The following is a 15,771-nucleotide window of genomic DNA, read 5'->3' on the forward strand; positions in this document are numbered from 1 at the left end:
ATTGTCCTCTACCGCAGAAAGCATCTGCGCCACCAGCTATGTATTTGAGAGCAAGCCGGCATCCCTGTCCGGGATGCCAGGCTAACGCCCGCCGGCTATTCCAGCTCGGCCAGCTTGGAGTTGCGCAGGCGGTTGGGTGCCAGGGCGCCGGCCGAATCCAGGATGGGGTAGGCGATGGAGCAGATGTGCGAGTTGATGCGTTTCAATTCGCTGATCAGGTCGATGTGCAGCGAGCTGGTTTCTATGCTGGACAGGGTGTTGTCCGTCAGCCGCACCAGGTGGGACCGCGAGTAGGCGTGCTCCAGGTCGCGGAAGCGGGCTTTTTCTTCCAGCAGCTTTTTGGCGTCGTGCACATTGCCGTTCAGGAGCACGCTCATGGACAGGCGCAGGTTGTCCAGCAGGCGGGCGTGCAGTTCACCGATTTCTTGCAGGCCGGCCTCGGAGAAGTTGCGCCGGGGGCGAATCTTCTTGTCCTGCACGTCGATCAGCACGCGTTCGATGATGTCGCCGATCTGCTCCATGTTGATGGTGAAGCTGATGATGTCGGTCCAGCGCCGGCTCTCGTCCTCGGCCAGGGCTTCACGCGAGATCTTGGTCAGGTAGTACTTGATGGCGGAGTACAGCTCGTCCACCGTGTCGTCCAGCTTGCACAGCTCTTTGGCCAGGGCTTCGTCGTCGCGGCTGATGACCTCCATCACGCCGCGCAGCATGGTTTCCACCACGTCGGCCTGGTGCAGCGCCTCGCGTGCGGCGCAGGAGATGGCTAGCGAGGGCGTGGACAGGGCGGACGGGTCGAGGTGGCGCGGCCGCATCTGGGATGCGGAGGGCAGGGGCTTGGGCAGCAGCTTTTCCATGGCCTTGGCCACCAGCTGGGTCAGAAAGATGAAGGCCGCGCTCATGGCCACGTTGAAGGCTAGGTGGAACAGCACTACGCCCTGCGTGGTGTCGGGCATGGATGGCTGCACATGGCGCAGCCACAGGCCGATGAACGGCGCCACCGCCACCACGCCCATGATCTTGAACACCAGGTTGCCCACGGTGACCTGGCGCACCTCGATGGCCGACTTGGCCGTGGTCAGCACCGCCAGCGCGCCGCTGCCCAGGTTGGCGCCTAGCACCAGGCCCAGCGCCACGTCCAGCTGGATCACATGCGAGGCCGCCAGCGCTGCGATCAGCAGCACCACCGCCAGGCTGGAATAGGCCAGTATGGCCAGCAGCATGCCGAGGAAGATTTCCAGCACCACGTCGCTGCTGACGGCGCTCAGCAGCCCGCGTATGGCGGGTGAGGCCAGCAGCGGCTCGGTGGCGTCTACCACCAGGCGCAGGGCCAGCAGCATCAGGCCCAGGCCTATCAGCACCCTACCGATGCGGCCGGGCGTGCCATCCTTGCTGGACAGGAACAGCACCACGCCGACAAAGATAAACAGCGGCGACAGCCACGACAGGTCGAAGGAGAACAGCACCGACATCAGGCTGGTGCCGATGTCGGCCCCGCGCATCACGGCCAGCGCGGCGGGCAGGGTGATCAGGCCCTGGCCCACGAAGGAGGAGGTCATCAACGAAGTGGCGGTGCTGGACTGCACCAGGGCTGTAACGCCTATGCCCGAGAGGGCGGCGGTGAAGCGGTTACCCATGCTGTTGGCCAGGATTTGCCGCAGGTTGGCGCCAAATACGCGTAGCACGCCGGTACGGACCAGGTGGGTGCCCCACACAAGCAGCGCGATGGCCGCCAATAAATTAAGGAGATGCTTCATAGGGAGGCGCTGACTATACGCCGACCCAGTGCCGCAATTTATATGCAGGCGCCGCGCATTGGCCCGTTTGCGCCCCCGGCGCGGGCGGGTTTTGCACTAGGTGTCGTTTTGGCGTTTTGCGCTTGTTTTATAAGCGCAGGCAGCTATTTTTTATATAGCGATTACGCCTGGCTTGCGGGTGCTGCCAGGCCGAGCTGTCGTGAGGCCTTGGGGTCACGAAATACCAGCGGTTTGACGTTGACGCGCTGGCTGTCGGGTATCTGGGCATAGGCTACGGCTTCCTGCACCAGGTGGTGGGCGCTGGATTTGTCGCACACCGGGTCGGGGTTGGCGGCGTCGCCGGTCAGCATATAGGCCTGGCAACGGCAGCCGCCCAGGTCTTTTTCCTGTTCGGGGCAGGTGCGGCAGGGGTCTTTCATCCAGCTGTTGCCCCGGAAGTGGTTGAAGCCGTCGGAGTGGTACCAGATCTCGGTAACGCTGTGCTCGCGCACGTTGGGAAACACCAGGCCCTTGAGCATCTTGGCGGTGTGGCAGGGCAGGGCCGTGCCGTCCGGGGTGATGGTCAGGAAGATGTTGCCCCAGCCGTTCATGCACTTCTTGGGCCGGGTTTCGTAGTAGTCGGGCACCACGAAGATGATGCGCAGGGTGTCGCCCAGCTTGTCGCGGTAGGCGTTGGTGACCTGCTCCGCACGCTGCAGCTGCTCGCGCGAGGGCATCAGCCCGTCGCGGTTGAGCTGGGCCCAGGAGTAGTACTGGCTGTTGGCCAGCTCCAGGTACTCGGCACCCAGCTCGACCGCCAGCTCGATGATCTTGTCGATGTAATCGATGTTGAGCCGGTGCACCACGCAGTTAAGCACCATGGGCCAGCCATGGGATTTGATGAGGGCGGCGGTGCGCTGCTTGAGGTCGAAGGTCTTGGTGTGTGACAGGAAGTCGTTGAGCTCGCGGGTCGAGTCCTGGAACGACAGCTGGATGTGGTCCAGCCCGGCCTGTTTGAGCGCCGCTGCGCGGGCCTCGGTCAGGCCCACGCCGGAGGTCAGCAGGTTGGTGTAGAAGCCCAGGCGGTGCGCCTCGGCGACAAGTACTTCCAGGTCGTCGCGCAGCAGGGGCTCGCCGCCGGAAAAGCCGCATTGCACGCTGCCGGCGGCGCGGGCTTCGCGCAGCACGCGCAGCCAGTCGTCGGTGGACAGCTCATTGGTGGTGGCGGCGTAGTCCAGCGGGTTGTAGCAAAACACGCAGTGCAGCGGGCAGCGGTAGGTCAGCTCGGCCAGCAGCCACAGCGGCGGGCCGGGCTGGGGTGCTACCAGTGGTGCATTCACAGCTTGATCCAGCCCTGGCGCCGGGCGATGGCCAGAAAGTCCAGCACATCGTTGGCCAGGCCAGTCTTGCCAAAGTCGCTTTCCAGTGCATCCACCAGGGCCTGGACGCTGGTTGTGCCGTCCAGGCGTTTCATGATTTCGCCCGCGCTGCCGTTGAGCTTGACCATGCCTTCCGGGTATAGCAGCACCCAGGCGCTTTGCACGGCCTCCCATTGCAGGCGGAACAGGCTGGCGATGCGGGGGCGGGTGTCCATTTCGATGCCGGAATAGATTTGGTTCATGGCTTGGCTCCGATGATCTGGATGTCGCATTGGCTGAGCATGATGGCGTCGGCCAGCGCCCACAGAACGTCCAGCTTGAACTGCAGTATCTGCAGCGCGCGCTCCTGCAGCGCCCGGGTCTGGCTGAAGTAGGCAAGCGTGAAGCGCAGGCCGTGCTCTACGTCGCGGCGGGCCTGGGTCAGGCGTTGCTTGAAGTACTGCAGGCCGGCGGTGTCCACCCAGGGGTACTGGGTCGGCCAGGTGTCGATGCGCTGCTGGTGGATGTGCGGCGCGAACAGCTCGGTCAAGCTGGAGGCCACGGCTTCCTGCCAGGGTTGGCGGCGGGCGAAGTTGATGTAGGCGTCCACCGCGAAGCGCGTGGCCGGGGCCACATAGCGCAGTGAAGTGACATCGTCGCGCGACAGGCCCACGGCTTCGCCCAGGCGTATCCAGGCTTCGATGCCGCCGGGGTCCTGGATGCCGCCTATGTCGTAGCCGTCATGGTCCAGGATGCGCTGTATCCATTCGCGCCGTATCTCCCGATCGTCGCAGTTCGACAGGATGGCGGCATCCTTCACGGGAATAGAGATTTGGTAATAGAAGCGGTTGGCGACCCAGCCGCGCAGCTGTGCCGGCGTCAGCGTGCCAGCCGCCATCATCCGATGGAACGGGTGGTGGATGTGGTAACTGCTGCTTTTGCCACGCAGCTGGGCTTCAAATTCTTCTGCGGTCCAGGGCGCCGATGTATCGGTCATAGTGTGATCTCCATGCCATCAAACGCAACTTCTATGCCGCGGCGCGTCAGCTCCTGGCGTTGGGGGCTACTTGCATCGAGGATGGGGTTGGTGTTGTTGATGTGGATCAGCACCTTGCGTGTGCTGGCGGGCAGTTGGTCCAGCCATTCGAGCATGCCGCCGGGGCCGCTTTGGGGCAGGTGCCCCATGGAGCGCGAGGTTTTTTTGGACGCGCCCAGGCGGATCATCTCATCGTCGGTCCAGAGCGTGCCGTCTACCAGCACGCAGTCCGCCGCTTGCATGGCGGCCCAGACATGCGGCTCTATGGCGCCCAGGCCAGGCGCGTAGAACAGCTGTTTGCCGGAGGCCACGTTGGTGATGGTCACGCCCACGTTGTCGCCCGGCTGGGGCTGGTCGCGGTGCGGTGAATAGGGTGGAGCGTTGCTCAACAGGGGCAGGGCGGTGAACAGCAGTCCGGGCACGCCGTCGATCGGGAACGGCTGCGGGTCAAGCGGCACAGCGTGCCAGTGGATGCCGCAGTAGTGTTCCAGCACCTGGAGCACAGGGTTGCCACGCATCAAGTCGTCGCGTACCAGGGCATGGCACCACAGCTCCAGCGGCTGGCGGTGTTCGCGCAACATGTACAGGCCGGTGGTGTGGTCGATCTGTGCGTCCATCAGGAAGATGGCGCGGATGGCGGTGTCGCGCAGTTGCCGTGCCGGCTGCAGGGCCGGGAAGCTGCGGATCTGCTGGAGAATTTCGGGGGAGGCATTGAACAGCACCCAGTTGCTGTCGTCGGCGCTGACGGTGATCGACGATTGGGTGCGGGCCGTATGGTGGGGGCTGCCCTGGCGGTAGGCGGCGCAATTGGGGCAGTTGCAGTTCCACTGTGGGAAACCGCCGCCGGCGGCCGAGCCTAGGACATGGACTTTCACGGGGGTATCTCTTCAGGCTATGGCGTTGGCAGGCCAGTGGCCCACCGGCTTCATCCGGCGGGCCACAGGGTTCAGCGGTTGGCGATGTACATCGTGATCTCAAAGCCAAAACGCATGTCGCTGGCGGTAGGTGTTTCCCATTTCATGGCAGGTCTCCTCAGGTGTATCCCGCAAGGCGCGGTGGACCGTACGGCCAGTCGATCTGACGGTACGACTTGCAGTGTGCCCACCGGGCGGCTGGAGTGCATCCAGATTTCATCGATTCCAGCCTCATGATTTTCATTAGATGAAAGACCGGGCGGCATGGGACTTGCAGAGACAGGGTGTTTTGCGACCCATTTGTCGCGTTAGCGCTAACGGGGAACCCATGAGCCTTCGACTCCAACTCAATCTGATCGTCACCGCCATGCTGGGCATTTTTGCCTCGGTGCTGATTGGCCTGCAGATTGACAACGTCCGGCGCAGCGTGCACGAAGAAGTGCTGGGAGCGAATGTGGTGGCCACCCAGCTGCTTTCACGTATGCAATGGGTGTACGGTGCCAGTGGCCTGGAGGGCATGGCGGGGTTTCTGGCCCAGGTCGGCCGCATCCGGGCCAACGAAGTCGAGCTGCGCGACGGCCAGGACACGCTGATCTACCGCTCACCACCGCCGGTCTACAAGGCTGGGCGCAGCTCGCCGCAGTGGTACAACCAGCTGGTGGCATCGCCGCTGCAGCCCCAGGAAATCGGTCTGCCCAACGGCCGGATCATTCTGCGTGCCGATCCCTCGCGTGCCATTCTGGATGGCTGGGATGACCTGAGCCCGATGCTGTGGATGGTGCTGGCGGGCTTTGTGCTGGGCAATGCCCTGGTCTATGCCCTGGTGGGCCAGGTGTTGAAGCCCTTGCACCGTGTGATGCAGGGCCTGCGCCGGATGGCCCAGGGCGACTACGACACCCGCATGGCGGACCTGTCCGGCCGCGAAGGACGCCTGGTGAGCCTGGCCTTCAACCACATGGCACAGTCTGTGCAGGACAGCATAGAAGCCAAGCGTGAGGCGAAGGCGGCAACCCAGGCATTGGCCGATAACCGCGAGCTGACCCAGACTATCCACGGACGGATAGAGCTGGAGCGGGCGGCGATTGCGCGGGAGCTGCACGATGAACTGGGCCAGCAGGTGACCGCCATCAAAAGCGTGGGCCTGGCGATTGCCCGGCGTGCGGCAGGCAGCGACGCGACGATCGAACAATCTGCGCGACTGGTCATGGGGTGCGCAGACCAGATCTACGACAGCGTGCACCGCCTGATTGCCCAGTTGCGCCCGCTCGCATTGGACCGTTTTGGCCTGCACGACGCGCTGCGCGACATGCTGGCCGACTGCCAGTTGCACCACCCCGGTGTGCTGCTGAACTTTGAGATGCCAGAGCCGCTGGACCGGCTGGACGATGCATTGGCGACGGCGGTGTACCGCATCGTGCAAGAGGCGATGAGCAACGCTTTGCGCCACGCGCAAGCCCGGCGCATCGACGTGCGGGTGTATGCGGCAGGGGCAGCTTTGCGTATGGAGCTGGTGGACGACGGGGTGGGCCGCATCGGCCAATGGAATGCGGTGGGGCGCTACGGGGTGTCGGGCATGCGCGAGCGTACCCAGGCTTTGGGCGGCAGCTTCGACCTGGACCAGATGGAGCCTGCCGGGGTACGGGTGCGGGTGCGTTTGCCCTTGAAATTCAAACCAATGGGTGCATAAAGTGAAAGTCATGTTGGTAGATGACCATGCGGTAGTGCGCATGGGTTTCAAACTGCTGCTGCAGGCATCGGACGACGTTGTGGTGGTTGCCGAGGCGGACAGTGGCGAGGCCGCCTGCCAGGCCTTTGCAGCGGCCGCGCCCGACGTGGTGGTGATGGACATTGCCATGGCCGGCATGGGCGGCATCGAGGCCATCAAGCGCCTGGTGGCCAAGGATGGGCGGGTGCGCATACTGGCCCTGTCTGCACACGAGGACATCAGCCATCCGATGCGGGCCTTGCAGGCGGGGGCCATGGGCTATCTGTCCAAGCGCAGCGCGCCCGAGGTGCTGATTGACGCTATCCGTGCCGTGGCCAAAGGCCAGCGCTATGTGGATCCGCAGATTGCCCAGCGCATCGCGGTGCAGGCCATCAGTGGCGACAAGGGGCCGATGGACAAGCTCTCGGCCCGCGAGTTCGAGGTGTTCGTGCAGCTGGCGCGCGGGCAATCCGTGGCACAGATATCCGAGACCCTCAAGCTCTCCAGCTCTACCGTGGGGACGCACCTCTACAACACCAAGCAAAAGCTGGGGCTGGTCAACCAGGCCGAAATGACCTTGCTGGCGGTACGCCACGGCCTGATTGATATTTCGGCGTAACACGACTGTCCCGTTTGGAAACGGGCACTGGTACAGACTGTTGCTTTATGGAGCAGTTGTGCAGCAGGGGTACTGTCTAGGGCCCGGTCGGGCTGCTCTGAAAACCTCTAATCGCAGCCATTCTTCAATGAAATCAAGGGTTTGTCTGTACGGCTGGACAGCTGGCACAGGATGTGAGATGGAGTAAGTGCCCGCAAGGGAAACGTTCCGATCCGATTAGATTTCAAGGAGACAAACTTGCTCTACGCTCAACCTGGCACCGCTGGCGCCAAAGTCGCTTACAAAGCGCAATACGACAACTTCATTGGCGGCAAGTGGGTTGCACCAACGAAGGGTGAATACTTCGCCGTGATCACCCCGGTCACGGGCAAGTCCTACACCATGGTGGCACGTTCCACAGCCGAAGATGTGGAACTTGCTCTGGATGCCGCACATGCGGCAGCCGATGCCTGGGGCCGCACCCCCGCCGCAGACCGCGCCAACATCCTGCTCAAGATCGCCGACCGCATGGAAGCCAATCTGGAGATGCTGGCTTACGCTGAAACCGTGGACAACGGTAAACCCATCCGCGAGACCCTGAACGCCGATATTCCGCTGGCCATTGACCACTTCCGTTACTTTGCCGGCTGTCTGCGTTCGCAAGAAGGCGCGCTGAGCAACATCGACGACAACACCGTGGCCTACCACTTCCAGGAGCCTCTGGGTGTCGTGGGACAGATCATTCCCTGGAACTTCCCGATCCTGATGGCAGCCTGGAAGCTGGCCCCGGCGATTGGTGCGGGCAACTGCGTGGTGCTCAAGCCCGCCGAGTCCACCCCCATCAGCATTCTGCTGGTGGCCGAGCTGATCAACGACCTGCTGCCACCTGGTGTGCTGAACATCGTCAATGGTTATGGCCGTGAAGCCGGCATGCCGCTGGCCACCAGCAAGCGCATCGCCAAGATCGCCTTCACCGGCTCCACCACCACCGGCCGGGTGATCGCGCAGGCCGCAGCCAACAACCTGATCCCCGCCACACTGGAGCTGGGTGGCAAGTCGCCCAATGTGTTCTTTGCGGACATCATGGACAAGGACGACGGCTTCCTGGACAAGGCCATTGAAGGCATGGTGCTGTTTGCGTTCAACCAGGGCGAGGTCTGCACCTGCCCATCGCGCGCGTTGATCCAGGAATCCATCTACGACAAGTTCATGGAGCGTGTGCTCAAGCGCGTGGCGGCCATCGTGCAAGGCAGCCCGCTGGACACCGACACCATGATGGGCGCGCAGGCTTCCAAAGAGCAGCTGACCAAGATCCTGTCCTACCTGGACCTGGGCAAGCAGGAAGGCGCGCAAGTGCTGATCGGTGGCGCGCAGGCGCAGCTGGGCGGCGATCTGGCCGGCGGCTACTACGTGCAGCCCACGCTGTTCAAGGGCCACAACAAGATGCGCATCTTCCAGGAGGAAATCTTCGGACCGGTGCTGGCAGTCACTACGTTCAAGGATGAAGCGGAAGCATTGGAAATTGCAAACGACACGTTATATGGTCTGGGGGCCGGTGTGTGGAGTCGTAACGGCAATGTGGCTTACCGCATGGGTCGCGCCATCAAGGCAGGTCGCGTATGGACTAACTGCTACCACGCGTACCCTGCACACGCTGCATTCGGCGGTTACAAGGAATCTGGCATTGGCCGCGAAACCCACAAGGTGATGCTCGACCACTACCAACAGACCAAGAACCTGCTGGTCAGCTATAGCGAGCAAAAGCTCGGCTTCTTCTGATCTCCAACGTAGGTAGGTAAAAACACAAGGGGCCGGCGACGGCCCCTTTATTCCTTGGAGATCGAAATGGTTGACAAAGTGATTGCCACTCCGGCCGCGCTGGAGCTGGTGGAGTATCTGAAAACAAAGCACGGCGCCATGATGTTCCACCAGTCGGGTGGCTGCTGTGACAACAGCGCCGCCAACTGTTACCTGCCCGGTGAGATCACCATGGGCGCGGGCGATGTATACCTGGGTGATATCGGCGGCTGCCCGTTCTACATCGGGTTGGCGCAGTACGCTTACTGGAAGCACACCCAACTCATCATCGATGTGATCGAAGGCCACGGTGGCACCTTCTCGCTCGAAGGCCCGGAAGGCAAGGCCTTCCACACCCGTTCGCGCGTGTTTACCGAGGCCGAGATGCTGGAGCTGTTCGGCGAAGTAGGCCCGGTCTGAGGCCGCTCTGCCGCCGGTTCAGGCCGCGTGCAGGGAGGGGCAGAGCTGCAGAAAGGCCTGCTCCAGATTGGCGGCCTGGGTCTGCGTGACCAGGTCTTTGGGCCGTCCGTCGAACACCACCGCACCCTGGTTCAGAACCACCAACTGGTCGGCGTTGCGGACCTCTTCCACCAGGTGCGTCGCCCAGAGGATGGCCACGCCTTCGCTGCGCGCCAGCTGTTCCACCGCAGCGATCAGCTCGTGCCGCGACGCCGGGTCCAGGCCCACAGTGGCTTCGTCCATCAGCAGTAGCCGGGGCCGGTGCAGCAGCGCACGGATCAGCTCGACCTTGCGCCGGTTGCCGCCCGAGAGTGCGCGCACGGTGGTTTTGGCCTGGGCCTGCAGGCCGTGGCGTTGCAGCCCATCGGCGATGCGCGGCAGGGCGGTCTTGCGCGGGATGCCATGCAGGTCGGTGTGGAACAGCAGGTTGGCCTGCACGCTCAGGTCCAGGTCCAGCGACGACTGCTGGAACACCATGCCCAGACGGGCCAGTGCCCGGGTGGCCTGGGTCCGCATGTCATTGTCGAGTATGTACAGCTGGCCGCTGTCGGCCACGAAGAGCCCGCTGAGTATCTGCAGCAGCGTGGACTTGCCCGCGCCGTTCGGCCCCAGCAGCGCGACGAACTGCCCTGGCCGCAGGCACAGATCCACCGATTTCAAGGCCGGCCTCGCGCCATAGGACTTGGAGATATTGCGCGCGCGCAGCACGCTAGGCGCATCGACGAGTGGGACTTGGATGGTCATGGAGAGCCTGCGGTGGTGGGCGGTGTGCCACACCCTTTCAAGCAAATGTTGTTCCACGGAGGGCTTACCCGGAGTGGCATTTTTCTTGCGGTTAACACTTGCTCGTCACATTCTGTGGCGCATAAAAAAGAGAAGCCGATGGAGACAAAATCGTGTGCGATACGCAGCCTGGCGCGGGCTGCCGTGGGGCTGTGGCTGTGCGCTTGTCAATGGGCAAGCGCCGCGCCCTGGACTGTCGCGGTGGTGGGACTGGAGGACGATGCGCGCTACCAGGTCCGCCAACTTGAACACGGCTATCCCGACCACCCCATTGGCCGCCCGGCCGATGCCGCGCGGGTGGCGCTGGACGAGTCCGAGGCCGAGCTGGAGGTCTCGGGCCAGCGCCTGCAGCTCAAGGTCTTCATGGCCAGCAACGCGGCCGATCTGCCGCGCGTGATGGCCCAGCTCAAGGCCGCGAAGGTCGGCCATGTGCTGCTGGACTTACCCGATGCCGACCTGCAGCAGCTTGCCAGCAGCGCCGCCACGGGGCCCGATGCACCCATACTGTTCAATATCGGCTCGGCGGCGGATGCGCTGCGCGGCACGGCTTGCGCGCCGTACCTGCTGCATACCTACCCGAGCCGGCAGATGCTCAGCGATGCGCTGGTGCAGTATCTTGCCGCCCGCTCCTGGACCCAGGCGCTGCTGCTGTACGGCCAGCAGCCGCAGGATAAGCTGCAGTTGGATGCCTTCCTGCGCTCGGCCAAGCGCTATGGCTTGAAGATTAACAAAACGGTGCAGTTCAAGTTGTCTGGCGATCCGCGCGAACGCGACCTGAGCAATACCCGTTTGCTCACCAACGACAAGGGCTATGACGTGGTGGTGGTGCTGGACAGCGAGGGCGAGTTTGCACGCGCACTGCCCTACACCACGCAATGGCCCCGGCCTGTGGTGGGCTCGAACGGGCTGACCGCCATGGCCTGGCATCCGCAATGGGAGCGCAATGGCGGGCCGCAACTGTCAAGGCGGTTCACACGCTTCGCGCACCGGCCCATGGCGGCGCAGGACTGGGCTGCCTGGATAGCGGTCAAGTCCATCGTGGCCGTGCTGACAGAACAGCCCAAGGCCACGGTGGCCGAGCAGCTCAAGCTGTTGCGCAGTGGGCAGGTGTTTGTGGACGGCTACAAGGGGCCGCGCCTGTCGTTCCGGCCCTGGGACGGGCAGTTGCGCCAGCCCATCTTTTTGGGCCACGCCGACGGTGTCGCGGGCAGCGCGCCCTTTGACGGTGTGTTGCACCCCACCGAAGTGCTGGACACCCTGGGCGTGGACCAGAAGGAAAGCACATGCAAGAAGCAACAATGACCACGCCCTTGATCCCGCATCTGGCGCGGGCCCTGCGCGCAGTGGTGGGCAGGGAGCTGATGAAGTTCCTGCGCCAGCCTGCGCGGCTTGCATCGTCCCTGGTGCGGCCGCTGCTGTGGTTCGTGGTGTTCTCGGCCGGTTTCCACAATGTGTTTGGCATTGCCATCATTCCACCCTACGAGACCTATATCGAATACAAGGTCTATATGCTGCCCGGCATGCTAGGCATGATCGCGCTGTTCAACGGCATGCAGAGTTCGCTCTCCATGGTCTACGACCGCGAGATGGGCGTCATGCGCTTGCTGCTCACGGCGCCGCTGGCGCGTGGCTGGTTGCTGGCTTTCAAGCTAGGTGCTGCAACGGTGCTGTCGCTGCTGCAGATGCTGGTTTTTTTAGCGGTCGCCTGGGCCTTCGGGGTGGAGGCCGATGGCTGGGCCTGGCTGTGGGCGCTGCCGACCATGGCCCTGGGCGCCGCCATGCTGGCTGCGCTGGGGCTGATGCTGTCGGTCTACGTGAAGCAGCTGGAGAACTTTGCCGGGGCGATGAACTTTGTGATCTTCCCGATGTTCTTCATCAGCTCGGCCCTGTACCCGCTGTGGAAGCTGCAGGAGTCGGGCGCCTTGTGGCTGTTTGAGCTGGCGCAGTTCAACCCCTTCACCCACATGGTGGAGCTGCTGCGTTTTGCCATGCAGGGCCAGTTCAAGGGTGATTCGCTGGCGGTGGTGGCGGTGTGTGGCGTGGTGTTCTTCGCTCTGGCCTTGCGCGGCTACGATCCGCAGCGCGGCTGGATACGGCAGCGAGGCTAGTATGGGTATGCACTTGCTGCTGTTGTGCCTGAAGCCGATCGTGGTTCTGCTGGTGCCGTTGGTGGCGGGCCTGGCGCAGGCCGGCACCATGGACCGGGCCGCGATGGAGAAAGCCTTTCCGCCGCCGCTGATCGTGGGCGAGAAGGACCGCGATCTGCCGGTGTGGCCGATCTTCAAGCAGTCTGCCACTAGCACGCCCGTCGTGGCCTATGCTTTTGAATCGATCGACCTGGCGGCGATCCCGGGTTTCTCGGGGACTCCCTTCAATCTGCTGGTAGCGCTAGATACCGACGGCAAGTTCATGGATGTCCGGGTGCTGTCGCAGCACGAGCCGGTGTTTCTGGACGGGCTGGGTGAGAAGCCGCTATTCAAGTTTGTCGAGCAATACACCCAGCTGTCCGTCAAGCAAAGCATCAAGATCGGCTCCAACCAGAGCGGGGCCGACAAGGCCACCAGCGCCAATGTGTATATCGATGGCGTGGCCAAAGCCACGGCGTCGGTGCGCATACTTAACCAGAGCCTGCTGGCGGCATCGCTCAAGGTGGCGCGCGCCAAGATGGGTTATGGCGCGGGCAAGGACCCCGATCTGATCGCCCGCATCCGCCCCGATGTCTTCAACGCCATGGACTGGGACGGTCTGCTCGGTGCCCGGCTGCTGACCCGGCACGTGTTCCGCAACAGCGACATCGAAAAAGCCTTCCAGGGAACGGCAGGCGAAGGCCTGGATGCCGAGGCGCTGGCCGCGCCGCAGCAGAGCTTCCAGGAGCTGTACTTTGCCTATCTGGACGTGCCGTCGGTGGGGCGCAATCTGCTCAGTGCGGCCGACTGGCAGTACCTGCAAAAGCGACTAGACCCCGGCGACCACGCCTTGTTGATGGTGGGGAAGGGCCGCTACCCAGTGCTGGGCGAGAACTTCATGCGCGGCACGGTGCCCGACCGCTTGACCCTGACCCAGCAGGGCCTGCCGCTGGAACTGCGCGACCTGGACCTGGATGCCCGCCTGCGCTTACCAGAGTCAATGGCCGGCGCGCAGGTGAGCGTGTTTCGGGTGATCGCCCCGGCGGGCCTGGACCCGGCGGCGCCGCTGGACTTTGCCTTGCTGGTCACGCGCAGCAAGGGACAGATCTACCCCGAGGTGGTACGCCAGCCCTTGGTCTTCCGCGCCGAGCTGCCCAGCCGCTATGTCGAGGCGGCGGCAACCGATGCCAAGACCTGGCGCAGCAGCTGGACCGGGCGTTGGCCAGAAGTGGGCTTATTGCTTTTCGGTCTTGGCGTGCTCGCTTGGGCCTTGCGCAAGCCCGAGTGGCTGGGTGCCAGCCAGCGCCGGCTGGAAGTCTTCCGCACCGGTTATCTGCTGTTCACACTGGTCTTCATCGGCTGGTACGCGCAGGGCCAGTTGTCGGTGGTGAATTTCGTCGCCGTCATCCAGGCCGTGCTGGCACACCGGAGCCTGGTGTTCTTTTTGTACGACCCGATGACGGTGCTGCTGTGGGCCTTTGCGGCGGTCACTTTCTTTGTATGGGGGCGGGGCACGTTTTGCGGCTGGCTGTGCCCGTTCGGCGCGTTGCAGGAGCTGGTCAGCAAGTTGACGCTGCGGCTTGGCATCCGTCAACTGCGCGTCTCGACGCAGCTGGATGCGCGGCTGAAGTTGCTCAAGTATTTCATCCTTGCGGGCATCTTGTTGTCGGCCTGTGTGTCTGTAACCTGGAGCGATCGGCTGGTGGAAGTCGAGCCCTTCAAGACCAGCATCACGCTGAACTTCGTGCGCGCCTGGCCGTTCGTGCTGTGGGCGGTGTTCACCGTCGGCCTGAGTGCCTTTTTCTACAAGGGCTATTGCCGTTACCTCTGCCCCCTGGGCGCGGGCATGGCGCTGTTGGGCCGGTTGCGCCGCTTCGACTGGATCAAACGACGTGTGGAGTGCGGCAAGCCCTGCCAGCGCTGCCGCAGCGACTGCGCCTACCAGGCCATCGACAAGGCTGGTAAGGTGGACTATGGCGAGTGCTTCCAGTGCATGGATTGCGTGGTGATCTACGAGAGTGACGAACTCTGTGTGCCGGTTTTCAACGGCAAACGCAAAGCCGCCCAGAAGTTGGTGATACCCATCGTTCCGCTCACCGCCATCGCCGGAGACACAGCATGAAGCGCCGTACCTTTCTCCAGACTTCCATCGGCCTGTGCGGTGCCGGCCTGTCCCAGGCCCGGCAGCCTGATGGCCTGCAATGGCATGCGCGCACGCTGACGGGTCTGGGCACTGCCATGACGGTCCGTGTGGGCCATGCGGATGCCGCGCTGGCGGAGCATGCGCTCGACACAGTCCGCGACGCCATCCGGCAGATCGAAGACCAAATGAGCCTCTTCCGGCCCAACAGTGCGATCTGCGAACTCAACCGCAGCGGTAGTTTGCAAAATCCACATCCCGATTTGGTCGAAATTTTGCGTATTGCCCAATCGGTATCGGCGCGCAGCCACGGCACATTCGACGTGACGGTGCAACCCCTGTGGACGGTTTTTGAGGCTGCCCAAAGCCAGGGTCGGCTGCCTACACCCGGGGCAGTGCGCAGCGCGCGCAAGCGGGTCGATTGGCGGCAGTTGCAGATTGCGGAAGATGGCATCGCGTTGCAGCAGCAGGGAATGGGCATTACCCTCAACGGCATTGCGCAGGGCTACGCGGCGGACCGGGTGCGTGCGCGTTTGCAGGCCCTGGGCATACAGCATGCCTTGATCGATACCGGGGAATGGGCGGCCTTGGGTGCGCCTGCGCCCGACCGGCCCTGGACCTTGGGCCTAGCCGATCCGCGTGATGCGCAGGCTGTGCTGGCGCGCATCGCCCTGGACGGGCGCTGTGTGGCGACCTCGGCGGACAGCCAGTGCAGCTTCAGTGCCGACTTCCAGCACCACCACATCTTCGATCCTGCGACCGGTTATTCACCGTCTGGCCTGTCGTGCGTAAGTGTGCTGGCTCCGAGTTGCGTGTTGGCCGACGCCTTGACCAAGGTGATGTTTGTTGCTGGCTTCAAACAGTCCCTGCAACTGGCCAAGGTCTGGAATGTGGATGTGCTGGTGGTCGATAAAAAAGGCGTTTGGCAGGCCACGCCGGGTGTCACGCTGCTGCCCGCCTGAGCTTGGTTGTTCCGTCCACTGGCTCATATTGGAACAGTGTTGCAGAGTGCAGCAGCCTGGCTCGACCCTCACCTTGCAGATGGCGCAGTTGCTTCGGTTTTACCTGTAGATCCAGGGCGAAATAAACCTCAAATCCACTGGCATACATATTGCGCAAATG

Annotated in this window: 15 protein-coding genes; 8 read left to right on the forward strand and 7 right to left on the reverse strand. The window is 63.3% G+C overall.

Annotated elements, in window-relative coordinates; translation table 11 throughout:
• Positions 1-95 precede the first annotated feature (95 nt).
• The 6 genes from AC4BBN_RS13665 to pqqA form a co-directional block, all read right to left on the reverse strand.
• Complete coding sequence (locus tag AC4BBN_RS13665) at positions 96-1,754, reverse strand: Na/Pi cotransporter family protein (protein WP_490592513.1); 1,659 nt, start codon at positions 1,752-1,754, stop codon at positions 96-98.
• A 161-nt stretch (positions 1,755-1,915) separates the two neighbouring features.
• A complete protein-coding gene (gene pqqE / locus AC4BBN_RS13670) occupies positions 1,916-3,073 on the reverse strand; it encodes a pyrroloquinoline quinone biosynthesis protein PqqE (RefSeq protein WP_490592514.1) in 1,158 nt (385 codons plus the stop codon).
• The gene (pqqD, locus tag AC4BBN_RS13675) at positions 3,070-3,354 is read right to left on the reverse strand and encodes a pyrroloquinoline quinone biosynthesis peptide chaperone PqqD (RefSeq protein WP_490592515.1); all 285 of its coding nucleotides are present in this window, start codon (positions 3,352-3,354) and stop codon (positions 3,070-3,072) included. The genes pqqE and pqqD overlap by 4 nt, the downstream gene beginning before the upstream one ends.
• Positions 3,351-4,088, reverse strand: a complete 738-nt coding sequence (gene pqqC / locus AC4BBN_RS13680) for a pyrroloquinoline-quinone synthase PqqC (protein WP_490592516.1) — start codon at positions 4,086-4,088, stop codon at positions 3,351-3,353. Before pqqC ends, pqqD begins: the two co-directional genes overlap by 4 nt.
• A complete protein-coding gene (gene pqqB / locus AC4BBN_RS13685; RefSeq protein ID WP_490592517.1) occupies positions 4,085-5,002 on the reverse strand; it encodes a pyrroloquinoline quinone biosynthesis protein PqqB in 918 nt (305 codons plus the stop codon). Before pqqB ends, pqqC begins: the two co-directional genes overlap by 4 nt.
• Positions 5,003-5,073: 71 nt before the next feature.
• The gene (gene pqqA / locus AC4BBN_RS13690) at positions 5,074-5,148 is read right to left on the reverse strand and encodes a pyrroloquinoline quinone precursor peptide PqqA (protein WP_315186447.1); all 75 of its coding nucleotides are present in this window, start codon (positions 5,146-5,148) and stop codon (positions 5,074-5,076) included.
• Between the two features lie 221 nt (positions 5,149-5,369).
• Here pqqA and AC4BBN_RS13695 point away from each other — a divergent pair, with 221 nt between their 5' ends.
• From AC4BBN_RS13695 to AC4BBN_RS13710, 4 genes are all read left to right on the forward strand, one after another.
• Complete coding sequence (locus tag AC4BBN_RS13695; RefSeq protein WP_490592518.1) at positions 5,370-6,728, forward strand: histidine kinase; 1,359 nt, start codon at positions 5,370-5,372, stop codon at positions 6,726-6,728.
• Positions 6,729-6,738: 10 nt separating this feature from the next.
• Positions 6,739-7,365, forward strand: coding sequence for a response regulator (locus AC4BBN_RS13700; RefSeq protein ID WP_490592519.1), 627 nt, complete (start codon positions 6,739-6,741; stop codon positions 7,363-7,365).
• Between the two features lie 237 nt (positions 7,366-7,602).
• Complete coding sequence (gene adh, locus AC4BBN_RS13705; RefSeq protein ID WP_490592520.1) at positions 7,603-9,123, forward strand: aldehyde dehydrogenase; 1,521 nt, start codon at positions 7,603-7,605, stop codon at positions 9,121-9,123.
• A gap of 66 nt (positions 9,124-9,189) precedes the next feature.
• Positions 9,190-9,561, forward strand: coding sequence for a DUF779 domain-containing protein (locus AC4BBN_RS13710; protein ID WP_490592521.1), 372 nt, complete (start codon positions 9,190-9,192; stop codon positions 9,559-9,561).
• Between the two features lie 18 nt (positions 9,562-9,579).
• Here the strand turns inward: AC4BBN_RS13710 and AC4BBN_RS13715 are convergent, their stop codons facing one another.
• Positions 9,580-10,344: an ABC transporter ATP-binding protein gene (locus AC4BBN_RS13715; RefSeq protein WP_490592522.1), complete on the reverse strand. Its 765-nt coding sequence runs from the start codon at positions 10,342-10,344 to the stop codon at positions 9,580-9,582.
• A gap of 138 nt (positions 10,345-10,482) precedes the next feature.
• On the opposite strand from AC4BBN_RS13715, the gene AC4BBN_RS13720 reads away from it, so the two are divergent.
• From AC4BBN_RS13720 to AC4BBN_RS13735, 4 genes are read left to right on the forward strand one after another with little or no spacing between them, the layout of a single operon-like run.
• Entirely contained in the window at positions 10,483-11,685 is a 1,203-nt protein-coding gene (locus AC4BBN_RS13720) for an ABC transporter substrate-binding protein (RefSeq protein WP_490592523.1), read from the forward strand.
• Positions 11,667-12,491, forward strand: a complete 825-nt coding sequence (locus AC4BBN_RS13725; protein WP_490592524.1) for an ABC transporter permease — start codon at positions 11,667-11,669, stop codon at positions 12,489-12,491. Before AC4BBN_RS13720 ends, AC4BBN_RS13725 begins: the two co-directional genes overlap by 19 nt.
• 1 nt (position 12,492) lies before the next feature.
• On the forward strand, positions 12,493-14,631 hold the full coding sequence (locus AC4BBN_RS13730; RefSeq protein ID WP_490592525.1) for a 4Fe-4S binding protein: 2,139 nt from the start codon (positions 12,493-12,495) through the stop codon (positions 14,629-14,631).
• On the forward strand, positions 14,628-15,611 hold the full coding sequence (locus tag AC4BBN_RS13735) for an FAD:protein FMN transferase (protein ID WP_490592526.1): 984 nt from the start codon (positions 14,628-14,630) through the stop codon (positions 15,609-15,611). Before AC4BBN_RS13730 ends, AC4BBN_RS13735 begins: the two co-directional genes overlap by 4 nt.
• The last annotated feature ends 160 nt before the right edge of the window (positions 15,612-15,771 follow it).

Source organism: Rhodoferax sp. SPJ21 (genome assembly GCF_058216335.1).

Excerpts from the sequence above, each read along its gene's own strand:
- pqqC (WP_490592516.1), bottom strand. The coding sequence starts at position 4,088 with ATGACCGATACATCGGCGCCCTGGACCGCAGAAGAATTTGAAGCCCAG.
- AC4BBN_RS13665 (WP_490592513.1), bottom strand. The coding sequence starts at position 1,754 with ATGAAGCATCTCCTTAATTTATTGGCGGCCATCGCGCTGCTTGTGTGG.
- AC4BBN_RS13700 (WP_490592519.1), top strand. The coding sequence starts at position 6,739 with ATGTTGGTAGATGACCATGCGGTAGTGCGCATGGGTTTCAAACTGCTG.
- AC4BBN_RS13695 (WP_490592518.1), top strand. The coding sequence starts at position 5,370 with ATGAGCCTTCGACTCCAACTCAATCTGATCGTCACCGCCATGCTGGGC.
- pqqD (WP_490592515.1), bottom strand. The coding sequence starts at position 3,354 with ATGAACCAAATCTATTCCGGCATCGAAATGGACACCCGCCCCCGCATC.
- AC4BBN_RS13735 (WP_490592526.1), top strand. The coding sequence starts at position 14,628 with ATGAAGCGCCGTACCTTTCTCCAGACTTCCATCGGCCTGTGCGGTGCC.
- AC4BBN_RS13710 (WP_490592521.1), top strand. The coding sequence starts at position 9,190 with ATGGTTGACAAAGTGATTGCCACTCCGGCCGCGCTGGAGCTGGTGGAG.
- AC4BBN_RS13720 (WP_490592523.1), top strand. The coding sequence starts at position 10,483 with ATGGAGACAAAATCGTGTGCGATACGCAGCCTGGCGCGGGCTGCCGTG.
- AC4BBN_RS13725 (WP_490592524.1), top strand. The coding sequence starts at position 11,667 with ATGCAAGAAGCAACAATGACCACGCCCTTGATCCCGCATCTGGCGCGG.
- AC4BBN_RS13715 (WP_490592522.1), bottom strand. The coding sequence starts at position 10,344 with ATGACCATCCAAGTCCCACTCGTCGATGCGCCTAGCGTGCTGCGCGCG.
- AC4BBN_RS13730 (WP_490592525.1), top strand. The coding sequence starts at position 12,493 with ATGGGTATGCACTTGCTGCTGTTGTGCCTGAAGCCGATCGTGGTTCTG.